This is a genomic window from Lysinibacillus sp. LK3 (assembly GCF_001043675.1).
In the GTDB taxonomy this organism is placed as follows: domain Bacteria; phylum Bacillota; class Bacilli; order Bacillales_A; family Planococcaceae; genus Lysinibacillus; species Lysinibacillus capsici.
Window position 1 is genome coordinate 170,843 of record NZ_LDUJ01000017.1, and the last position, 14,604, is coordinate 185,446.

Genomic DNA, 14,604 nt, shown 5'->3' on the forward strand with positions numbered 1-14,604 from the left:
AGGATCATGCATTTTTTCCGTTTCATTAAGGTGAAGGACAAGTTACTTGTACTCATGATTGTTTGTGTATTATCGAATGTATTGCTAGGTGTATTCAGTGTAGATTATTTAAGGAAAATGTCGTGGCATGCAAGTGAGAGTTACACACAGGGACTGGTCCCAATTGGATGGCTAAATGAGCTAGAAGAATCACAGCGTCGATTAGATTTTATAGTAGATTCGAAGGGTGACGATAAAGAAATGACAGCCATTTTACAAAACATGGCGCAGCCTTTAGATCATCTAGATAGCCAAGAAATTGACAAGAAGATGAGTCATCAAATTAAGAAGTATAAGTCATTGCTTAAGAAGCAGGAAGAAGCCATTGAGAACTTTAAGCAATTGAACCATGGTGAGCTAGATCAGTTTTATGTGCAAACATTTTTACCAATTAGTCAGGAAAGTCATGCATTATTAGAAGACACGCAAAATTATTTGGTTCAACGAGCAAAAGACCAACAGCAGGCTTATCAAAAAGATGTACAATTTGGCTACTGGTTACTAGGTGGCGTATGCTTAGCGGTTGTCTTGCTTGTTATCCTTATCGGCTTTATTGCAACGAAGGCAGTCAATGTGCCAACCCGTCAACTAAAGTCATTATTAAAACGAGCAGAACAAGGTGATTTCACTGCCAATGCAAGTTATGTAGCTCATGATGAGCTTGGTGAAGTAGTTCTGTCATACAATCAAATGGTAACAGAGGTGAAACGACTACTCCATACTGTCACAGACAGTGCCTATGAAGTAGAAGAAATGACAGGGAAATTGCAGAAATCCTCTGAGCAATCATCAACAACGACATTAAAAATAGCGAAGGATGTACAATCTATTTCAGAGTCAACGTCTGCTTCTTCTAGTAAACTAGCTTCGAATACTGCTTCCTTAGAGGAGGTTTTAAATGATGTACAGGTTATTTTAGAAAAGGTTCAGGTTGTAGAAAGTTTTGCACAAAAAACGGCCAGAGATGCAGAAAGTGGAACTGAAATTGTACAGGCTAATTTAACACAAATGCAAGCTATTAAGCAGGCGGTTGAAAAATCTAATACAGCTATCTTTAATTTAGTTGAGCGGGCTGCATCGATTGATCAAATGATTGAAGTAATAGAAAGAATAACAGCGCAAACTAACTTACTGGCTTTAAACGCTTCAATTGAAGCCGCTAGAGCAGGAGAGCATGGTAAAGGCTTTGCAGTAGTGGCTAATGAGGTTCGTAAGCTTGCAGAGCAAACTGTTCAATCGACACAAACGATTACATCCATTGTACAGAACATCCATCTAGATTCGAGTTATGCGGTACAAATGATGGAAGGGGTTTTAGTAGCGACTGAAAAAGGTGTAGCTGTTACAGGACAAACTGCGTCAAGTTTTGATCAAATTTTAGAAAAAGTACATACTATTAAGCCATATATTATGGAAGTATCTGCTACGGTTCAAGAGATTGCCAATCACACGCAGAAGGTAAGTGAGGATGCGGGTATGCTGACAGCCTTATCCGATACGAATGCCGTGTCTACTAAGCATGTTGCTACGTTAACAGCTGATCAATTAAAAGCTCAGCAACAGTTCCATAATTATATTAAGGAATTGCGCAAAGTATCAAAAGTTTTGCAAATAGCTGTCAAACGTTTTTCGATATAATTTAATATTAAAGAATAATATTAAAAAAGGGTCTTCTTTGCAAAAAATAGCAAAGAAGACCCTTTTTTTGCATGCTTACAAAACTAGCTTATGAAAGTGTAAATGATTTGTGTTTTTGAGATGTACAAATGTGTTTTGTATATTTTTGTAGCACAATATTTTTCATGTTCTCATATACTGTGAATAAGGGATTGTATGTTCTTTGTAAGGAATATTATTAATATAATTGTTGTATTTTCAAAACGAACACATTATAATGAATTTCATTGAAAGTGTTATTAAATCAATGTTTATTAAAGTATTTTTGTACTTTCTGAAAGTACAATTGTTCACATGTGGAGGTTTTGGGAAATGAAAAAGATTATTGTTACTGGAGCACTTGGTCAAATTGGTTCTGAGCTAGTAGAAAAACTTCGTGGTATTTATGGAGAGGACAATATACTTGCTACAGACATTAGAAAACTTGAACATACTAAGGGCCCATTTGAAATATTGGACGTGACAGATGGACAAAGAATGCATGATTTAGCAAAGGACTTCGGTGCAGATACGATGATGCATTTAGCAGCATTATTATCAGCTACAGCAGAGAGAAATCCATTGTTAGCTTGGAATTTAAATATGGGTGGATTAATGAATGCGTTAGAAGTTTCACGTGAGTTAAATATGCAATTTTTCACGCCAAGCTCAATTGGTGCGTTTGGTCCGTCTACACCTAAGGAAGATACACCACAGGATACTTTGCAAAGACCAACAACTATGTATGGGGTAAATAAGGTAGCGGGTGAGTTATTATGCGATTATTACTTCAATCGTTTTGGTGTTGATACACGCGGAGTACGCTTCCCAGGGCTAATTTCTTATGTAACACCTCCAGGTGGTGGTACAACAGATTATGCAGTAGAAATTTTCTATGAAGCCATCGAACAAGGCAAATATACATCGTATATTCAGGAAGGTACATTTATGGATATGATGTACATGCCAGATGCCTTACAAGCTATTGTAGATTTAATGGAAGCAGACGGTAGTAAGCTTGTTCATCGCAATGCTTTTAATATTACAGCCATGAGCTTCGAACCTTCGCAAATCGCGGCTGAAATCAAGAAACACTTACCAAATTTCACAATGAGCTATCAGGTAGATCCTGTTCGTCAAGCCATTGCAGATAGCTGGCCAAACTCTTTAAATATTGAAGCGGCTCAAAAAGAATGGGGCTTCAAAGCAGAATATGATTTAGCTAAAATGACGGTAGATATGTTAGAAAAATTGAAAATTAAACTGCATAAAAAAGCAATTTCATAATAGATAGGCAACGGGTGAAGACTAGACTTCATCCGTTTTTTTATATATAAAAGAAAATTATTGGAATATATAGATTAAATTATGAAATTAAAATATAATAATATTCGGAATATTAATAGTATTCAGTTAAATTGATGCTATGATATTTTCACAAGGGGAAATTCACAAATGAAGGGATGATGGGTTTTATGATGCAAGAACCATTAGTTTTAACTAGTTTTTTTAAACGAGCAGAGAGCTATTTTGCAAGAAAATCAATTATTTCACGGACAAGCCCACACAAAATACATCGTTTAACATATGGGCAGTGGGCAAAAAGAACGCGTCGTTTAGCAGATGCCCTTACGAAGCTTGGGATGACAAGAGGAACAAAAGTCGGCTCCTTTGCGTGGAATCAGCATCGACATTTAGAAGCTTATTTTGCTGTGCCTTGCTCAGGGGCAATCTTACACATGGTAAATATTCGTTTATCAGAAGAGCATTTGATCTATATTATTAATCATGCAGAAGATGAGATTTTAATGGTCGATGTAGATTTATTACCGATCATTGAAAATATTGCGCCAAAACTTGAGACAGTGAAACATTATATCATTATGACGGATGAACCAGCTTTGCCAAAGACTACATTACAAAATGTTTTATCCTATGAGGACATATTAGCTACTGCTGATGAAGAATTTCAATTTCCAGAGGATATTGATGAAGAAGCACCTGCCGGTATGTGCTATACAAGCGCCACAACAGGGAATCCAAAGGGGGTTGTCTATTCCCATCGGGGTTTAGTACTACACAGTATCATGCTGAGTATGTCTGACTCTATGGGAATTGCGGAAAGAGATGTCGTGATGCCGATTGTACCCATGTTTCATGCAAATGCATGGGGCTTGCCTTTTGCTAGTGTCAATGTGGGTGCTACACAAGTTCTACCAGGTCCGCAATTTACTTCAGCATTAATAATGGATTTAATCGAACAAGAAAAGGTTACATTAACTGCTGGTGTTCCAACCATTTGGATAGGTGCCTTACAGGAACAGGAAAAGAAAGCACGAGATATTAGTTCTTTAAGAGCGATATGCTGTGGTGGATCGGCTTCACCAACTCGACTCATTCGGACATTTGAAGAAAAATATGGAATTCCTTATATTGTTGTCTATGGCATGACGGAAACTACACCAATCGTGGCATTGTCTAATTATATGTCATGGATGGAAGATTGGCCGATTGAAAAACGTATTGAAGCTCGAGCGATGCAAGGGATGACAATGGCAGGTATCGAATCTAGTATTATTAATGAGGCGGGGGAGGTACCTTGGGATGGCGAAACAATGGGGGAATTACGTTTAAAAGGCCCATGGATTTCCAACGAATACTATCGTGATGAGCGAACAGCAGATGCCTATCGAGATGGTTGGTTATATACTGGTGATATTGCTGTACGAACAGCAGATGGCTTTATTAAAATTACGGACCGTACGAAAGATCTTATTAAATCAGGTGGGGAATGGATTTCCTCTGTTGATTTGGAAAATGCGCTGATGACTCATGATGCCGTTTTAGAAGCGGCTGTCATTGCCATGCCCCATGCTAAATGGCAGGAGCGTCCATTAGCTTGTGTTGTATTGAAAGAGGGACAATCAGTAACTGAACCAGAGCTTCTTGCTTTTTTAGAAAATCAATTTGCCAAGTGGTGGGTACCAGATGCAGTCGTCTTTCTAGAAGAAATTCCAAAGACATCTGTCGGAAAATTCCTGAAAGCGAAGCTGCGAGATAATGTAGCAGAAATTTATCCTAAATCATTGGTATAGGTAAAAGAGCGATTTCCGTAAATGGAAGTCGCTCTTTTTTGAGTTATTTAGTTAGCATGTGGAAGACTTGTTCAACGTCTTTATCGCCACGACCAGAGATATTAATAATAATGCTTTCCTCAGATGATAAAGTTGGTGCTAATTTTAGAGCATGTGCGACTGCATGTGAGCTTTCAAGAGCAGGAATAATACCTTCAACCTTAGAAAGTACTTGGAAGGCATCTAAAACTTCTTCATTTGTCACGGTCACATATTCAGCACGACCGATTGTTTTCAAATGGCTATGCTCAGGCCCCGCACCTGGATAATCTAAACCAGCTGCTATTGAATAGGTAGGTAGTGGGTTGCCTTCTGCGTCCTGAAGTACTAAACATTTGAAGCCGTGTAGCTCTCCTGGTGTTCCTTCGTTTAAGGTAGCAGCTTTGTCTGGCTCTATTCCAATAAGACGAACATCTTCGTCTGCAATATAATCAGCAAATGCCCCAATGGCATTACTACCGCCTCCTACACAGGCAAGAACAGCTGTCGGCAGCTTTCCTTCCTTTTCTAAAATCTGTTCACGACTTTCGCGGCTAATCACTGATTGAAAATGTTTAACCATTGATGGGAAGGGGTGTGGTCCAACTGCTGAGCCTAATAAATAGAATGTTGTTTCATAGTTTTCTACTAAGTCAGCGAATGCCTCATCTACTGCATCCTTTAAGCGTCCTTGCCCTTTATCGACAGCAACAACTTTCGCTCCGAGAAGTTCCATGCGAAATACGTTCAATGCCTGACGTTTTGTATCTTCCAAGCCCATATAAATCGTGCAATCCATTCCAAACATGGCACACGCTGTAGCTGTTGCTACACCATGTTGACCTGCCCCTGTTTCGGCAATCACGCGATTTGCTCCCATACGTTTAGCTAGTAAAATTTGTCCTAATACATTATTGATTTTATGGGAGCCTGTGTGGTTAAGGTCTTCACGTTTTAAATAGATTTTTGCGCCACCTAATTGCTTTGTTAAATTCTCTGCAAAATAAAGAGGGGATTTACGACCGACATATTCACGGAAATAGTAATCTAATTCCTGCTTAAAATCATCATCCTCTTTATACTTTTGAAAATTCTCATCTAGTCTATTTAAAACATTTTGAAGCTCCTTTGGAACAAAGCTTCCACCAAATTCACCGAAATATCCCTTTTTTTCTACTACTGTACTCATCTTAACTCGACTCCTCTATGCTAATTTTTCCAAAAAAAAAGCCACTCCAATCCCTCATAAAAAGGACGAGTAACCGTGGTGCCACCTTCATTCGCAATTTTTGCGCGCTTTCCTGCTCCGGTAACGGGGAGCGAAACGGCCTTACATTTGATAAGGCTGCTCTGAAGTCCATTCACAAGTCTGTACTACTGGTTTGCACCAACCACCAGCTCTCTAAAAGTAACAATGCTTGCTACTACTCTTCTTCCTTGCATTTATTAGAAAGAATTGTAGAGTATTTTCAGAATAGTGTCAAGAAAAAAGACGAATCTAAAAAGATCCGTCAGTTAAATCAAATTTTTAAAGTGAAGGCGTTTGTTTAAAACATACATAATCGGTGCACCTACAGCTAATACAACAAATTCACCCGCCGCGACTGTTAGCCAAGTCCAGAAAAATGGCAACTCTAAAGCCAAGTTCAGCTCAAAGGCAATGATAAACATAGTACATGTAAAGAGCAATGTATTAATAATTAAACGTGCCCAAATATTTTTGACAAATTTACAGATTAAAATAAACAGGCCAAGAGTAATCATTGAATGACCTACACCAAAAACTAAATCGTAAATGCCAAGTGGTGAAAAGAGATTAGAGATCAATACACCAATAATAATCCCTACGGCAAAGCGTGGATTAAAGGCCACTAAATGGTTAAACATCTCAGATACTCGGAACTGTACCTCTGTAAAACCAAATGGGGCAACAAGCATGGTTACAGCTATATATAGAGCCGCAATGATACCACTTGCTGCTAAAAATTTTATCTTCATATTCATTTCTCCTTAGTTTTTTTTCGTGGGATGGTTACGAACCACGGTGCTTTCACACAAGTAAATATTCTATTATAGATATCTAGTAGAAGTCAAATGTCAGACTTTGTCTATAATGTCCTATCGTCGCAAAATTGTCATAAATATTTTTTACTATGTTGAAAAAAGAAATCGATTAACTAAAACAGCGTAGTTTAGCGGTTTAAAGCGCCAAATTAAATGAAAAACTAAAATATTTTGTCACTTTTAAAAGTCAGAACATTCATAATGTTGTTGACGGAGCTCGATAATAACGATAATATAGCGATACATTCACACTTTGTTTGGATAAAGTGCGATAGATATTCGAGAATATAATCGGGGGGATTATTTGTGAAAAGCAATGTAAAGAAGTTGTCATTCCTTCTTTTTGGATTAGTGTTGCTTCTTGCTGCTTGTGGTAGCGGTGGCTCAGGTACAACAGATTCAAAAGGAAATGAATCAAACAATGCAAGTGAGAGTGGAAATGATAAAACATATAAAATCGGGATTACTCAAATTGTTGAACATACATCGTTAAACGCAGCAACGGAAGGCTTTAAAAAAGCAATTGAAGATGCAGGCTTAAAAGTTGACTACGATCCACAAATTGCACAGGGAGATAATAGCCTTAACACAACGATTGCTAACAATCTAGTAAGTGCAAACGTAGATTTAATTTTTGCAAACTCTACACCTTCTGCACAAGCCGCTGCTACAGCAACAAGTGATATTCCAATTATTTTTACATCGGTTACAGATGCTGTTGGTGCACAGTTAATTGACTCAATGGAAAAGCCAGGGAAAAATATTACAGGCACAATCGATTTACATCCTGAAACGATTTCTAAAACAGTAGCATTCCTAAAAGAACTTGGGGCGAAAAAAGTAGGGATGGTCTACAATGCAGGTGAGCAAAACTCAGTTGCACAAGTTTCAGAAGTGAAAAAGGTTATGGATGAACAAGGTTTAACGGTGGTAGAAGCATCAGCATCCACTTCAGCGGATGTAAAGCAAGCGACAGAATCTCTAATTGGTAAAGTAGATGCTTTCTATATTATTACTGATAACACAGTTGTTTCTGCATTAGAATCGGTAATTGATGTTGCCAATACGAATAAATTACCATTAATCGTAGGAGAATTAGATTCTGTGGCACGTGGTGGTTTAGCTGCTTATGGTTTTGAATATTTCGATATCGGTTATGAAGCAGGTCAAATGGCTGTGAAAATTTTAAAAGGTGAAGCGACACCTGCCGATACACCAGCACAATACCCACAAAATCTGAAATTATTAATCAATAAAAAAGTTGCAGATGATTTAGGCATCGAAATTAAAGATTCTTGGGGTGCCGAAATTCTAGAACAGTAAAACGAAGCGGGGTGCACTATCCCCGCTTTATCTTCATTTTACAAGTGATATAAATAATAAAGAGATTTAGGAGATGATTCAACGATGTTTTTAGCATTATTTGGCGCAGTGGAGCAAGGAATCATCTATGCAATTATGGCACTTGGTGTATATTTAACATTTCGGGTGTTAGATTTTCCGGATTTAACGGTTGATGGAAGCTTTGTAACAGGGGCGGCAACTGCAGCAACAATGGTTTTGCTTGGCTACCACCCAATCTTAGCGACTTTAGTGGCAATTGTTGCTGGATTTATTGCTGGATGTATGACAGGAATTCTTCACACGAAAGGAAAGATTAATCCGCTTTTATCAGGAATTTTAATGATGATTGCTTTATACTCGATTAATCTACGTATCATGGGGTTAACTGCAGAAAATACGATAGGTCGCCCGAATATTCCACTACTAAACTCTGAAACAATCTTTTCAAAGTTTCAATCTTTTTGGAGTAATTTAGGGATCGATGATGCTATCAATAACCTATTAAAAAGCATAGGCTTTCAGCATGTACCAGGTACATGGAGTGTGCTGATTGTTGTATTAATCATCACGATTTTAATTAAGTTAATAGCAGACTGGTTCTTAAAGACAGAGGTTGGGCTAGCTATCCGAGCAACTGGTGATAATAAACGAATGATTCGCAGCTTCTCTGCAAATACAGACACACTTATCATTTTGGGGCTAGGTCTTTCCAATGCGCTTGTCGCATTTTCTGGAGCTTTAATCGCACAATACTCGAAGTTCTCTGATGTTAGTATGGGGATTGGTATGATTGTGATCGGTCTCGCATCCGTTATTATTGGTGAAGCTATTTTTGGGACTAAAACTATTATCCGTACAACGTTTGCAGTTATTGCAGGAGCCATCATTTATCGTATTATATTAGCTTTAGCATTACGTGTAGATTTCCTTGATTCAGGAGACATGAAATTAATTACAGCGATCATCGTTATTTTGGCGCTGATCTTACCGCAATTTATTAATAAGAGTAAAGAACGTAAACGTAAAGCTAAACGTGCTGCAGAACTTTCACAAGTAAAAAAAGTAGAGCAGGGAGGTAATGGCCTTGCTTAAATTACATGGTATTAATAAGGTATTTAATGAAGGAACACCTGATGAGAAGATTGCACTTGCGGAGATAAACCTACATTTAAAGCCCGGTGATTTTGTGACAATAATAGGTAGTAATGGTGCAGGTAAATCAACGATGATGAATATGATTTCTGGTGCTTTAACACCCGATTTCGGTACAGTATTGATTGATGGTAATGATGTGACAAGTTTGCCTGAATATAAACGCTCTCAATACATTGGGCGTGTCTTCCAGGACCCAATGGCAGGAACTGCACCTACGATGACAATTGAAGAAAATCTAGCATTAGCATACTCTCGAAATAAGCATAGAGGACTACGCAATGGTGTGGACAAAAAGCGTCGTGAATTTTTTAAAGAATCGCTAGAGATGCTTGGTTTGAATCTTGAGAATCGTCTTTCTGCTAAGGTAGGTTTACTTTCAGGTGGGGAACGTCAAGCTTTGTCGCTCTTAATGGCTACCTTCACAAAGCCATCTATTTTATTGCTGGATGAGCATACGGCTGCACTTGATCCATCACGTGCAGAGTTAATTACCCGTATTACGAAGTACTTAGTGGAAAAAGATAATTTAACGACATTAATGGTAACGCACAATATGCAGCAAGCATTAGATTTAGGGAATCGTCTTATTATGATGGATAAAGGCCAAATCATTTTAGAAGTTGGTGAAGATCGCAAACATGAATTAACAATTCCTGATTTAATGTCCGAGTTTGAACGTATTCGCGGGGAAAAAATGAATTCAGACCGTGCTCTATTAGGTTAATATCGAAACGCTCATACACTTGTATGGGCGTTTTTCATAGTGTAAAAAATTTCATCAATAGTGTTTTTATGAATGGTGTAAATGAATGACCGTTGCAGGTTCCCTAATTTCATGTGTGGGGGGTGCCGATCTATCTTATGGGAGTCTAGTAGCCTTCCAATCCAGCTCATTAATTTAGCAAAGGTCCTCACTACTCTTTATGGAGGGGCGTTGTCACACATCGTTTTTCCGCATTGGTCTCTACTGCTAGTATAAAAGAAAATGAAAAAGACATATTTTCAAGATGGTTGATTGGAGTGGAGCCAGCCTCACTCCTAGGAATTTAGCGTCACAGATGAGACCCTAGGGCGAACGTAAGTGAGTGTAGCGGCTCATCAGACGCCACCTGGACGCTGGCGGAACAGATATCAATCTCTCGCCTTGCCAGAATGTCTCTTTCCGCAGACGATATTGTTTTTTCAACATCAACTAGTTTTAATAATATTTATTTAGGGAAATTAAACGATCGATAAACTTTATCGCATAAAAAAGCCTCACTTTCAGAGAAGTGAGGCTCTTCATTTTAAACGAGTAAGCCAAATAGTTGAATATCGTTGTTTACTTCTTTGTATTTGAAGCCGAATTCATCCATTCTGGCAAGTAGTCCTTCATATTCAGCACGATCACCTAACTCAATGCCGACTAGTGCAGGGCCACTTTCTTTATTATTTTTCTTGGTATATTCAAAGGTAGTAATGTCATCGTTTGGTCCAAGTACACTAGTGAGGAATTGACGTAATGCTCCGGCACGCTGAGGGAAGCTGACGATGAAGTAGTAAAGTAAGCCTTCGTGTATAAGTGATTTTTCTTTAATCTCCTGCATTCGTCCAATGTCATTATTCCCACCACTGATGATGACAACGACTGACTTACCTTTAATTTCTTCTTTATAAAAATCAAGAGCTGCCACTGATAATGCTCCTGCAGGCTCAGCGATAATCGCATGTTTATTATATAGATCTAGAATGGTCGTACATACCTTGCCTTCAGGTACAAGAACAATGTCATCTAAATAGCGACGGCAAACATCATAAGTATGATGACCGACGCATTTTACTGCAGCACCATCAACGAATTTATCAATCCAATCAAGAGCAACTGCGCCACCTTCAGCAAAGGCAGCCTTCATACTACCAGCACCAGCAGGCTCCACACCAATAATTTTACTAGCAGGAGAGAGATTTTTAATGTAGGCAGACACGCCTGACATTAAGCCACCACCGCCAATACTTCCGAATACGTAGTCGATTGGCTCCTCCATATCATTCATAATTTCTACCGCTACCGTTCCTTGACCAGCAATGACATCAAAATCATCAAATGGATGAATGAAGATTTTACCATGCTCTTCACAATAGCTCAACGCGCTTTCAGCAGAATCATCGAATGTATCTCCTGCTAAAATAATTTCCACATATTCACGTCCAAACATACGTACTTGGTCTATTTTTTGCTTCGGTGTTGTTTGTGGCATAAAAATGCTTGCTTGAATTTTTAATTGGGCACAGGCATAAGCTACACCTTGTGCATGATTGCCTGCACTTGCACAGACAACCCCAGCATCGCGCGCTTCATCCTCGATTTTTTTAATTTTATAATAGGCACCACGAAGCTTGAATGAGCGTACATGCTGTAAATCTTCGCGTTTAATATAAATATTAGCTCCGTATTTCTCGGATAAATAGTCGTTTTTTTGTAGTGGTGTGTGCACAACTACATCTTTTAAAAAATGATGTGCAATCAGGACATTCTCCACTTGCACGGTTCTAGTATCAGCAACTTCCATAGTATTCATCCTCCGTTATACGTTTAAAACATTTATCTATGATAGCACACTTTATTTGCTTTTTGTGATTAATTTTTAGTAAATTCTAAATTTTCCGTGTCTATTTTATGATGTAAGCGTTTTATCTTGATATAGCTAATTATTTTATAAAGAAGCAATGTCTCAGACCTAGAATTAGCTCAATTTAAGGGGAGAAAATCAGTTGTTTCAAATCTAAAAAATACTACTCTCATAACAAAAATGGTCAAGCATATACTAGATTAGCTTAGGACAAGTAGGAGGGTATGTAGTGGAAATCATTCAAGGAATTTTATCAACATATTGGAAGTTTTTTGATTTGGCGATGTGGCAAGAAGTACTAATGGACCCTGTCTCCTGGGGACTAATATCCTCATTAATTATTATAGAAGGTTTGCTGTCGGCAGATAATGCACTGGTATTAGCGGTACTAGTGAAACATTTACCAGATAAACAGCGAAAACGGGCATTAATGTATGGTATGCTAGGTGCCTATTTTTTTAGATTTTTATTTATTGGCATAGGTGTTTATCTAGTAGAATTTTGGTTTATTAAAGTATTAGGTGCTTTGTATTTAGGTTGGCTTTGTGTAGCTCATTTCCTTCACATAGGGAATGAGGATAGTGTAAAAGAGGTAAAGAGGTCAGGATGGATGGTGCGTCTTTTCGGCACGTTTTGGGCAACTGTCATTTCTGTTGAGCTAATGGATATTGCTTTTTCAATTGATTCAATCTTTGCTGCGTTTGCGATATCAGATCAGGTCTGGGTGCTTTTAATTGGAGGGATGTTAGGAATATTAATGATGAGGACGATTGCAGGTGTTTTTTTAATCATCATTGAAAAAATACCAGAACTTGAAGCAACAGCCTTCATAATTATAGGTGTCATCGGCTTAAAAATGTTAGTAAGTGTTTTCAATATCCACATCCCTCATTATTTATTCTTCCTTTTCTTAGTGATTGCTTTTTCCATCACAATCATTGTGCATATGATGAAGAGAGTAAGATCTGCCTAATTAAAAAGTACTGTTCTCCAAAAATGAGAACAGTACTTTATTTATTTTACATATTTATCTGGGTCAACAATATAGAACTTTTCAACATTAAGCCAGCTCTCGCTCATTGGTTCGCCGTCATCAATACGTTTTTCAGTCTCCTGCATCATCCAACCAGTCTGAGACGCATGGGCTTGTAATGCTTTTAATTTGTCCATTCGCATTTCCCGAATATCATAGACCACATGTGGTTCACCATTTTTTTCAATTGTATCATTGGCGAAGGCACAACCGAATATTTGAGGACGAGCAGCCTTTGGCATACGACGTACAGCTTCAATTACAGCACGTGCTGTTGCTTCATGGTCTGGGTGGACAGCAAAGCCAGGTAAAAATGTGAAAATTAAAGAAGGCATTAGTTCTTCGATTAGCCCTTCCATTAATTTTACCATTTTCTCATCATCTTCAAATTCAATTGTTTTATCACGTAGACCAAGCATGCGTAAATCTTGAATACCCATCGCCTCTGCCGCTGCAACCAATTCCTTACGACGGATTTCAGGTAAAGACTCGCGTGTAGCAAAGGGTGGATTACCTAAATTACGTCCCATTTCGCCTAATGTTAAACAGGCATATGTAACAGGTGTATTCATTTTCTTTGTATAGTAGGCGATGGTCCCCGCAACTGAGAAAGCCTCATCATCTGGGTGAGGGTACACAATTAAAATATGACGTTGTGGTTGTAAATTCAAATAGTCGTCCCCCTTAGTAAGTAAATGGCGTTTCACTAATTTCAAGCGCAATCGCCAATTTTCCAGAGTAGTCTAGTCCAGCCATTAATAAACGGCCTAAATCATCTAATTCAAAATGTGTAATGCCTTGAGCATAAACCCAGCCATGAGGTAATTTTAAACCCACACGATGAGGTGCATTATCTACAACCTTAGCAAGCTCATAGTTAATTTTAGCATTGCGAATAAAAGCACCTGCATTAAAAAACTGTTCATCATAGTGTGCTGCATAAGATCCGTTTGTCGTCTCAAGATGAATATAAACGTCTTTGTTGGCGAAAGAATTCAGCAATTTTTGCAACGTCTCTACTTGTACTTCTTGCATCTTAACACTCCTCTCGATCATTTCTCCTTTAAGTATAGTAAAAAAAATTCGCAAAGGGAAATTGATTGCTTTGATAAAAAAATTGATGATTTATATTTACAAACCTTAGCGCCATTTTGTCCAAATTTTTGAGAGTGTGAAAATGAATCCTAGCATCCAGAGAAATAAATCATCATCTCTAAACCTATGACAAGTTCTTAAGCAATATTCTTGAAAAAATTATTGTAATGTATCAATATAGGGAGTGTGAAAATAAATATGTACAAACTGTGTCGTTTCGCATTGTATCCGTTTTCACATCTGAAAAGATATTGCAACCATGACTTCTTCCTAATTTGTGTGTGTAGACAGCTCCACCTGTTGAAGGTAGTATTATTTCAGAAATAATGAATTCTATCTTGGTACAATAGATGACGTTCCTTGAACAGGTTATGCAAGGTAGCTGTGAAAAAGGGAAGAAAAATGAAGCTCATTATCATAGTATAATAAAAACCGCGACTCTCTTTATGACGGAGAGTCGCGGTTTTTTATTGAAAATTAATGTAGGCTATGTATT

At 38.0% G+C, this 14,604-nt stretch carries 12 protein-coding genes, 1 riboswitch and 1 other annotated feature; of the genes, 7 read left to right on the forward strand and 5 right to left on the reverse strand.

Going from position 1 to position 14,604, the window contains the following annotated elements; translation table 11 throughout:
• Positions 1–6: 6 nt before the first annotated feature.
• The 3 genes from VK91_RS13285 to VK91_RS13295 all read left to right on the forward strand — a co-directional run bounded on the left by VK91_RS13285 (position 7) and on the right by VK91_RS13295 (position 4,790).
• Positions 7–1,677 (forward strand): methyl-accepting chemotaxis protein, encoded by a 1,671-nt coding sequence (locus VK91_RS13285; RefSeq protein WP_048393415.1) that lies wholly within the window; start codon positions 7–9, stop codon positions 1,675–1,677.
• A gap of 351 nt (positions 1,678–2,028) precedes the next feature.
• Positions 2,029–2,982 (forward strand): L-threonine 3-dehydrogenase, encoded by a 954-nt coding sequence (locus VK91_RS13290; protein ID WP_004225462.1) that lies wholly within the window; start codon positions 2,029–2,031, stop codon positions 2,980–2,982.
• A gap of 188 nt (positions 2,983–3,170) precedes the next feature.
• Positions 3,171–4,790: a long-chain fatty acid--CoA ligase gene (locus tag VK91_RS13295; protein ID WP_048393470.1), complete on the forward strand. Its 1,620-nt coding sequence runs from the start codon at positions 3,171–3,173 to the stop codon at positions 4,788–4,790.
• Between the two features lie 43 nt (positions 4,791–4,833).
• Here the strand turns inward: VK91_RS13295 and trpB are convergent, their stop codons facing one another.
• Positions 4,834–5,997, reverse strand: a complete 1,164-nt coding sequence (gene trpB / locus VK91_RS13300) for a tryptophan synthase subunit beta (protein ID WP_048393416.1) — start codon at positions 5,995–5,997, stop codon at positions 4,834–4,836.
• Positions 5,998–6,055: 58 nt separating this feature from the next.
• Positions 6,056–6,255, reverse strand: a binding site (T-box leader).
• A gap of 68 nt (positions 6,256–6,323) precedes the next feature.
• On the reverse strand, positions 6,324–6,806 hold the full coding sequence (locus VK91_RS13310; protein WP_048393417.1) for a QueT transporter family protein: 483 nt from the start codon (positions 6,804–6,806) through the stop codon (positions 6,324–6,326).
• A 6-nt stretch (positions 6,807–6,812) separates the two neighbouring features.
• Positions 6,813–6,857: riboswitch (PreQ1 riboswitch) on the reverse strand.
• Between the two features lie 321 nt (positions 6,858–7,178).
• Here VK91_RS13310 and VK91_RS13315 point away from each other — a divergent pair.
• The 3 genes from VK91_RS13315 to VK91_RS13325 all read left to right on the forward strand — a co-directional run bounded on the left by VK91_RS13315 (position 7,179) and on the right by VK91_RS13325 (position 10,095).
• A complete protein-coding gene (locus VK91_RS13315; protein WP_048393419.1) occupies positions 7,179–8,195 on the forward strand; it encodes an ABC transporter substrate-binding protein in 1,017 nt (338 codons plus the stop codon).
• Positions 8,196–8,279: 84 nt separating this feature from the next.
• Complete coding sequence (locus VK91_RS13320) at positions 8,280–9,308, forward strand: ABC transporter permease (protein ID WP_009371612.1); 1,029 nt, start codon at positions 8,280–8,282, stop codon at positions 9,306–9,308.
• Complete coding sequence (locus VK91_RS13325; RefSeq protein ID WP_004225432.1) at positions 9,301–10,095, forward strand: ABC transporter ATP-binding protein; 795 nt, start codon at positions 9,301–9,303, stop codon at positions 10,093–10,095. Before VK91_RS13320 ends, VK91_RS13325 begins: the two co-directional genes overlap by 8 nt.
• A 562-nt stretch (positions 10,096–10,657) precedes the next feature.
• Here the strand turns inward: VK91_RS13325 and ilvA are convergent.
• On the reverse strand, positions 10,658–11,920 hold the full coding sequence (gene ilvA / locus VK91_RS13330; protein ID WP_048393422.1) for a threonine ammonia-lyase IlvA: 1,263 nt from the start codon (positions 11,918–11,920) through the stop codon (positions 10,658–10,660).
• A gap of 289 nt (positions 11,921–12,209) precedes the next feature.
• On the opposite strand from ilvA, the gene VK91_RS13335 reads away from it, so the two are divergent.
• A complete protein-coding gene (locus tag VK91_RS13335; protein ID WP_048393424.1) occupies positions 12,210–12,953 on the forward strand; it encodes a TerC family protein in 744 nt (247 codons plus the stop codon).
• A 41-nt stretch (positions 12,954–12,994) separates the two neighbouring features.
• Here VK91_RS13335 and bshB2 read toward each other — a convergent pair whose 3' ends face one another.
• Positions 12,995–13,684, reverse strand: a complete 690-nt coding sequence (gene bshB2 / locus VK91_RS13340) for a bacillithiol biosynthesis deacetylase BshB2 (protein WP_048393426.1) — start codon at positions 13,682–13,684, stop codon at positions 12,995–12,997.
• Between the two features lie 13 nt (positions 13,685–13,697).
• The gene (locus VK91_RS13345) at positions 13,698–14,048 is read right to left on the reverse strand and encodes a YojF family protein (RefSeq protein WP_004225428.1); all 351 of its coding nucleotides are present in this window, start codon (positions 14,046–14,048) and stop codon (positions 13,698–13,700) included.
• Between the last annotated feature and the right edge of the window lie 556 nt (positions 14,049–14,604).

Bases quoted from the DNA above. Each gene is read 5' to 3' on its own strand.
- VK91_RS13345 (WP_004225428.1), bottom strand. From the start codon at position 14,048: ATGCAAGAAGTACAAGTAGAGACGTTGCAAAAATTGCTGAATTCTTTC.
- VK91_RS13320 (WP_009371612.1), top strand. From the start codon at position 8,280: ATGTTTTTAGCATTATTTGGCGCAGTGGAGCAAGGAATCATCTATGCA.
- VK91_RS13290 (WP_004225462.1), top strand. From the start codon at position 2,029: ATGAAAAAGATTATTGTTACTGGAGCACTTGGTCAAATTGGTTCTGAG.
- VK91_RS13310 (WP_048393417.1), bottom strand. From the start codon at position 6,806: ATGAAGATAAAATTTTTAGCAGCAAGTGGTATCATTGCGGCTCTATAT.
- trpB (WP_048393416.1), bottom strand. From the start codon at position 5,997: ATGAGTACAGTAGTAGAAAAAAAGGGATATTTCGGTGAATTTGGTGGA.
- VK91_RS13295 (WP_048393470.1), top strand. From the start codon at position 3,171: ATGATGCAAGAACCATTAGTTTTAACTAGTTTTTTTAAACGAGCAGAG.
- VK91_RS13285 (WP_048393415.1), top strand. From the start codon at position 7: ATGCATTTTTTCCGTTTCATTAAGGTGAAGGACAAGTTACTTGTACTC.
- ilvA (WP_048393422.1), bottom strand. From the start codon at position 11,920: ATGGAAGTTGCTGATACTAGAACCGTGCAAGTGGAGAATGTCCTGATT.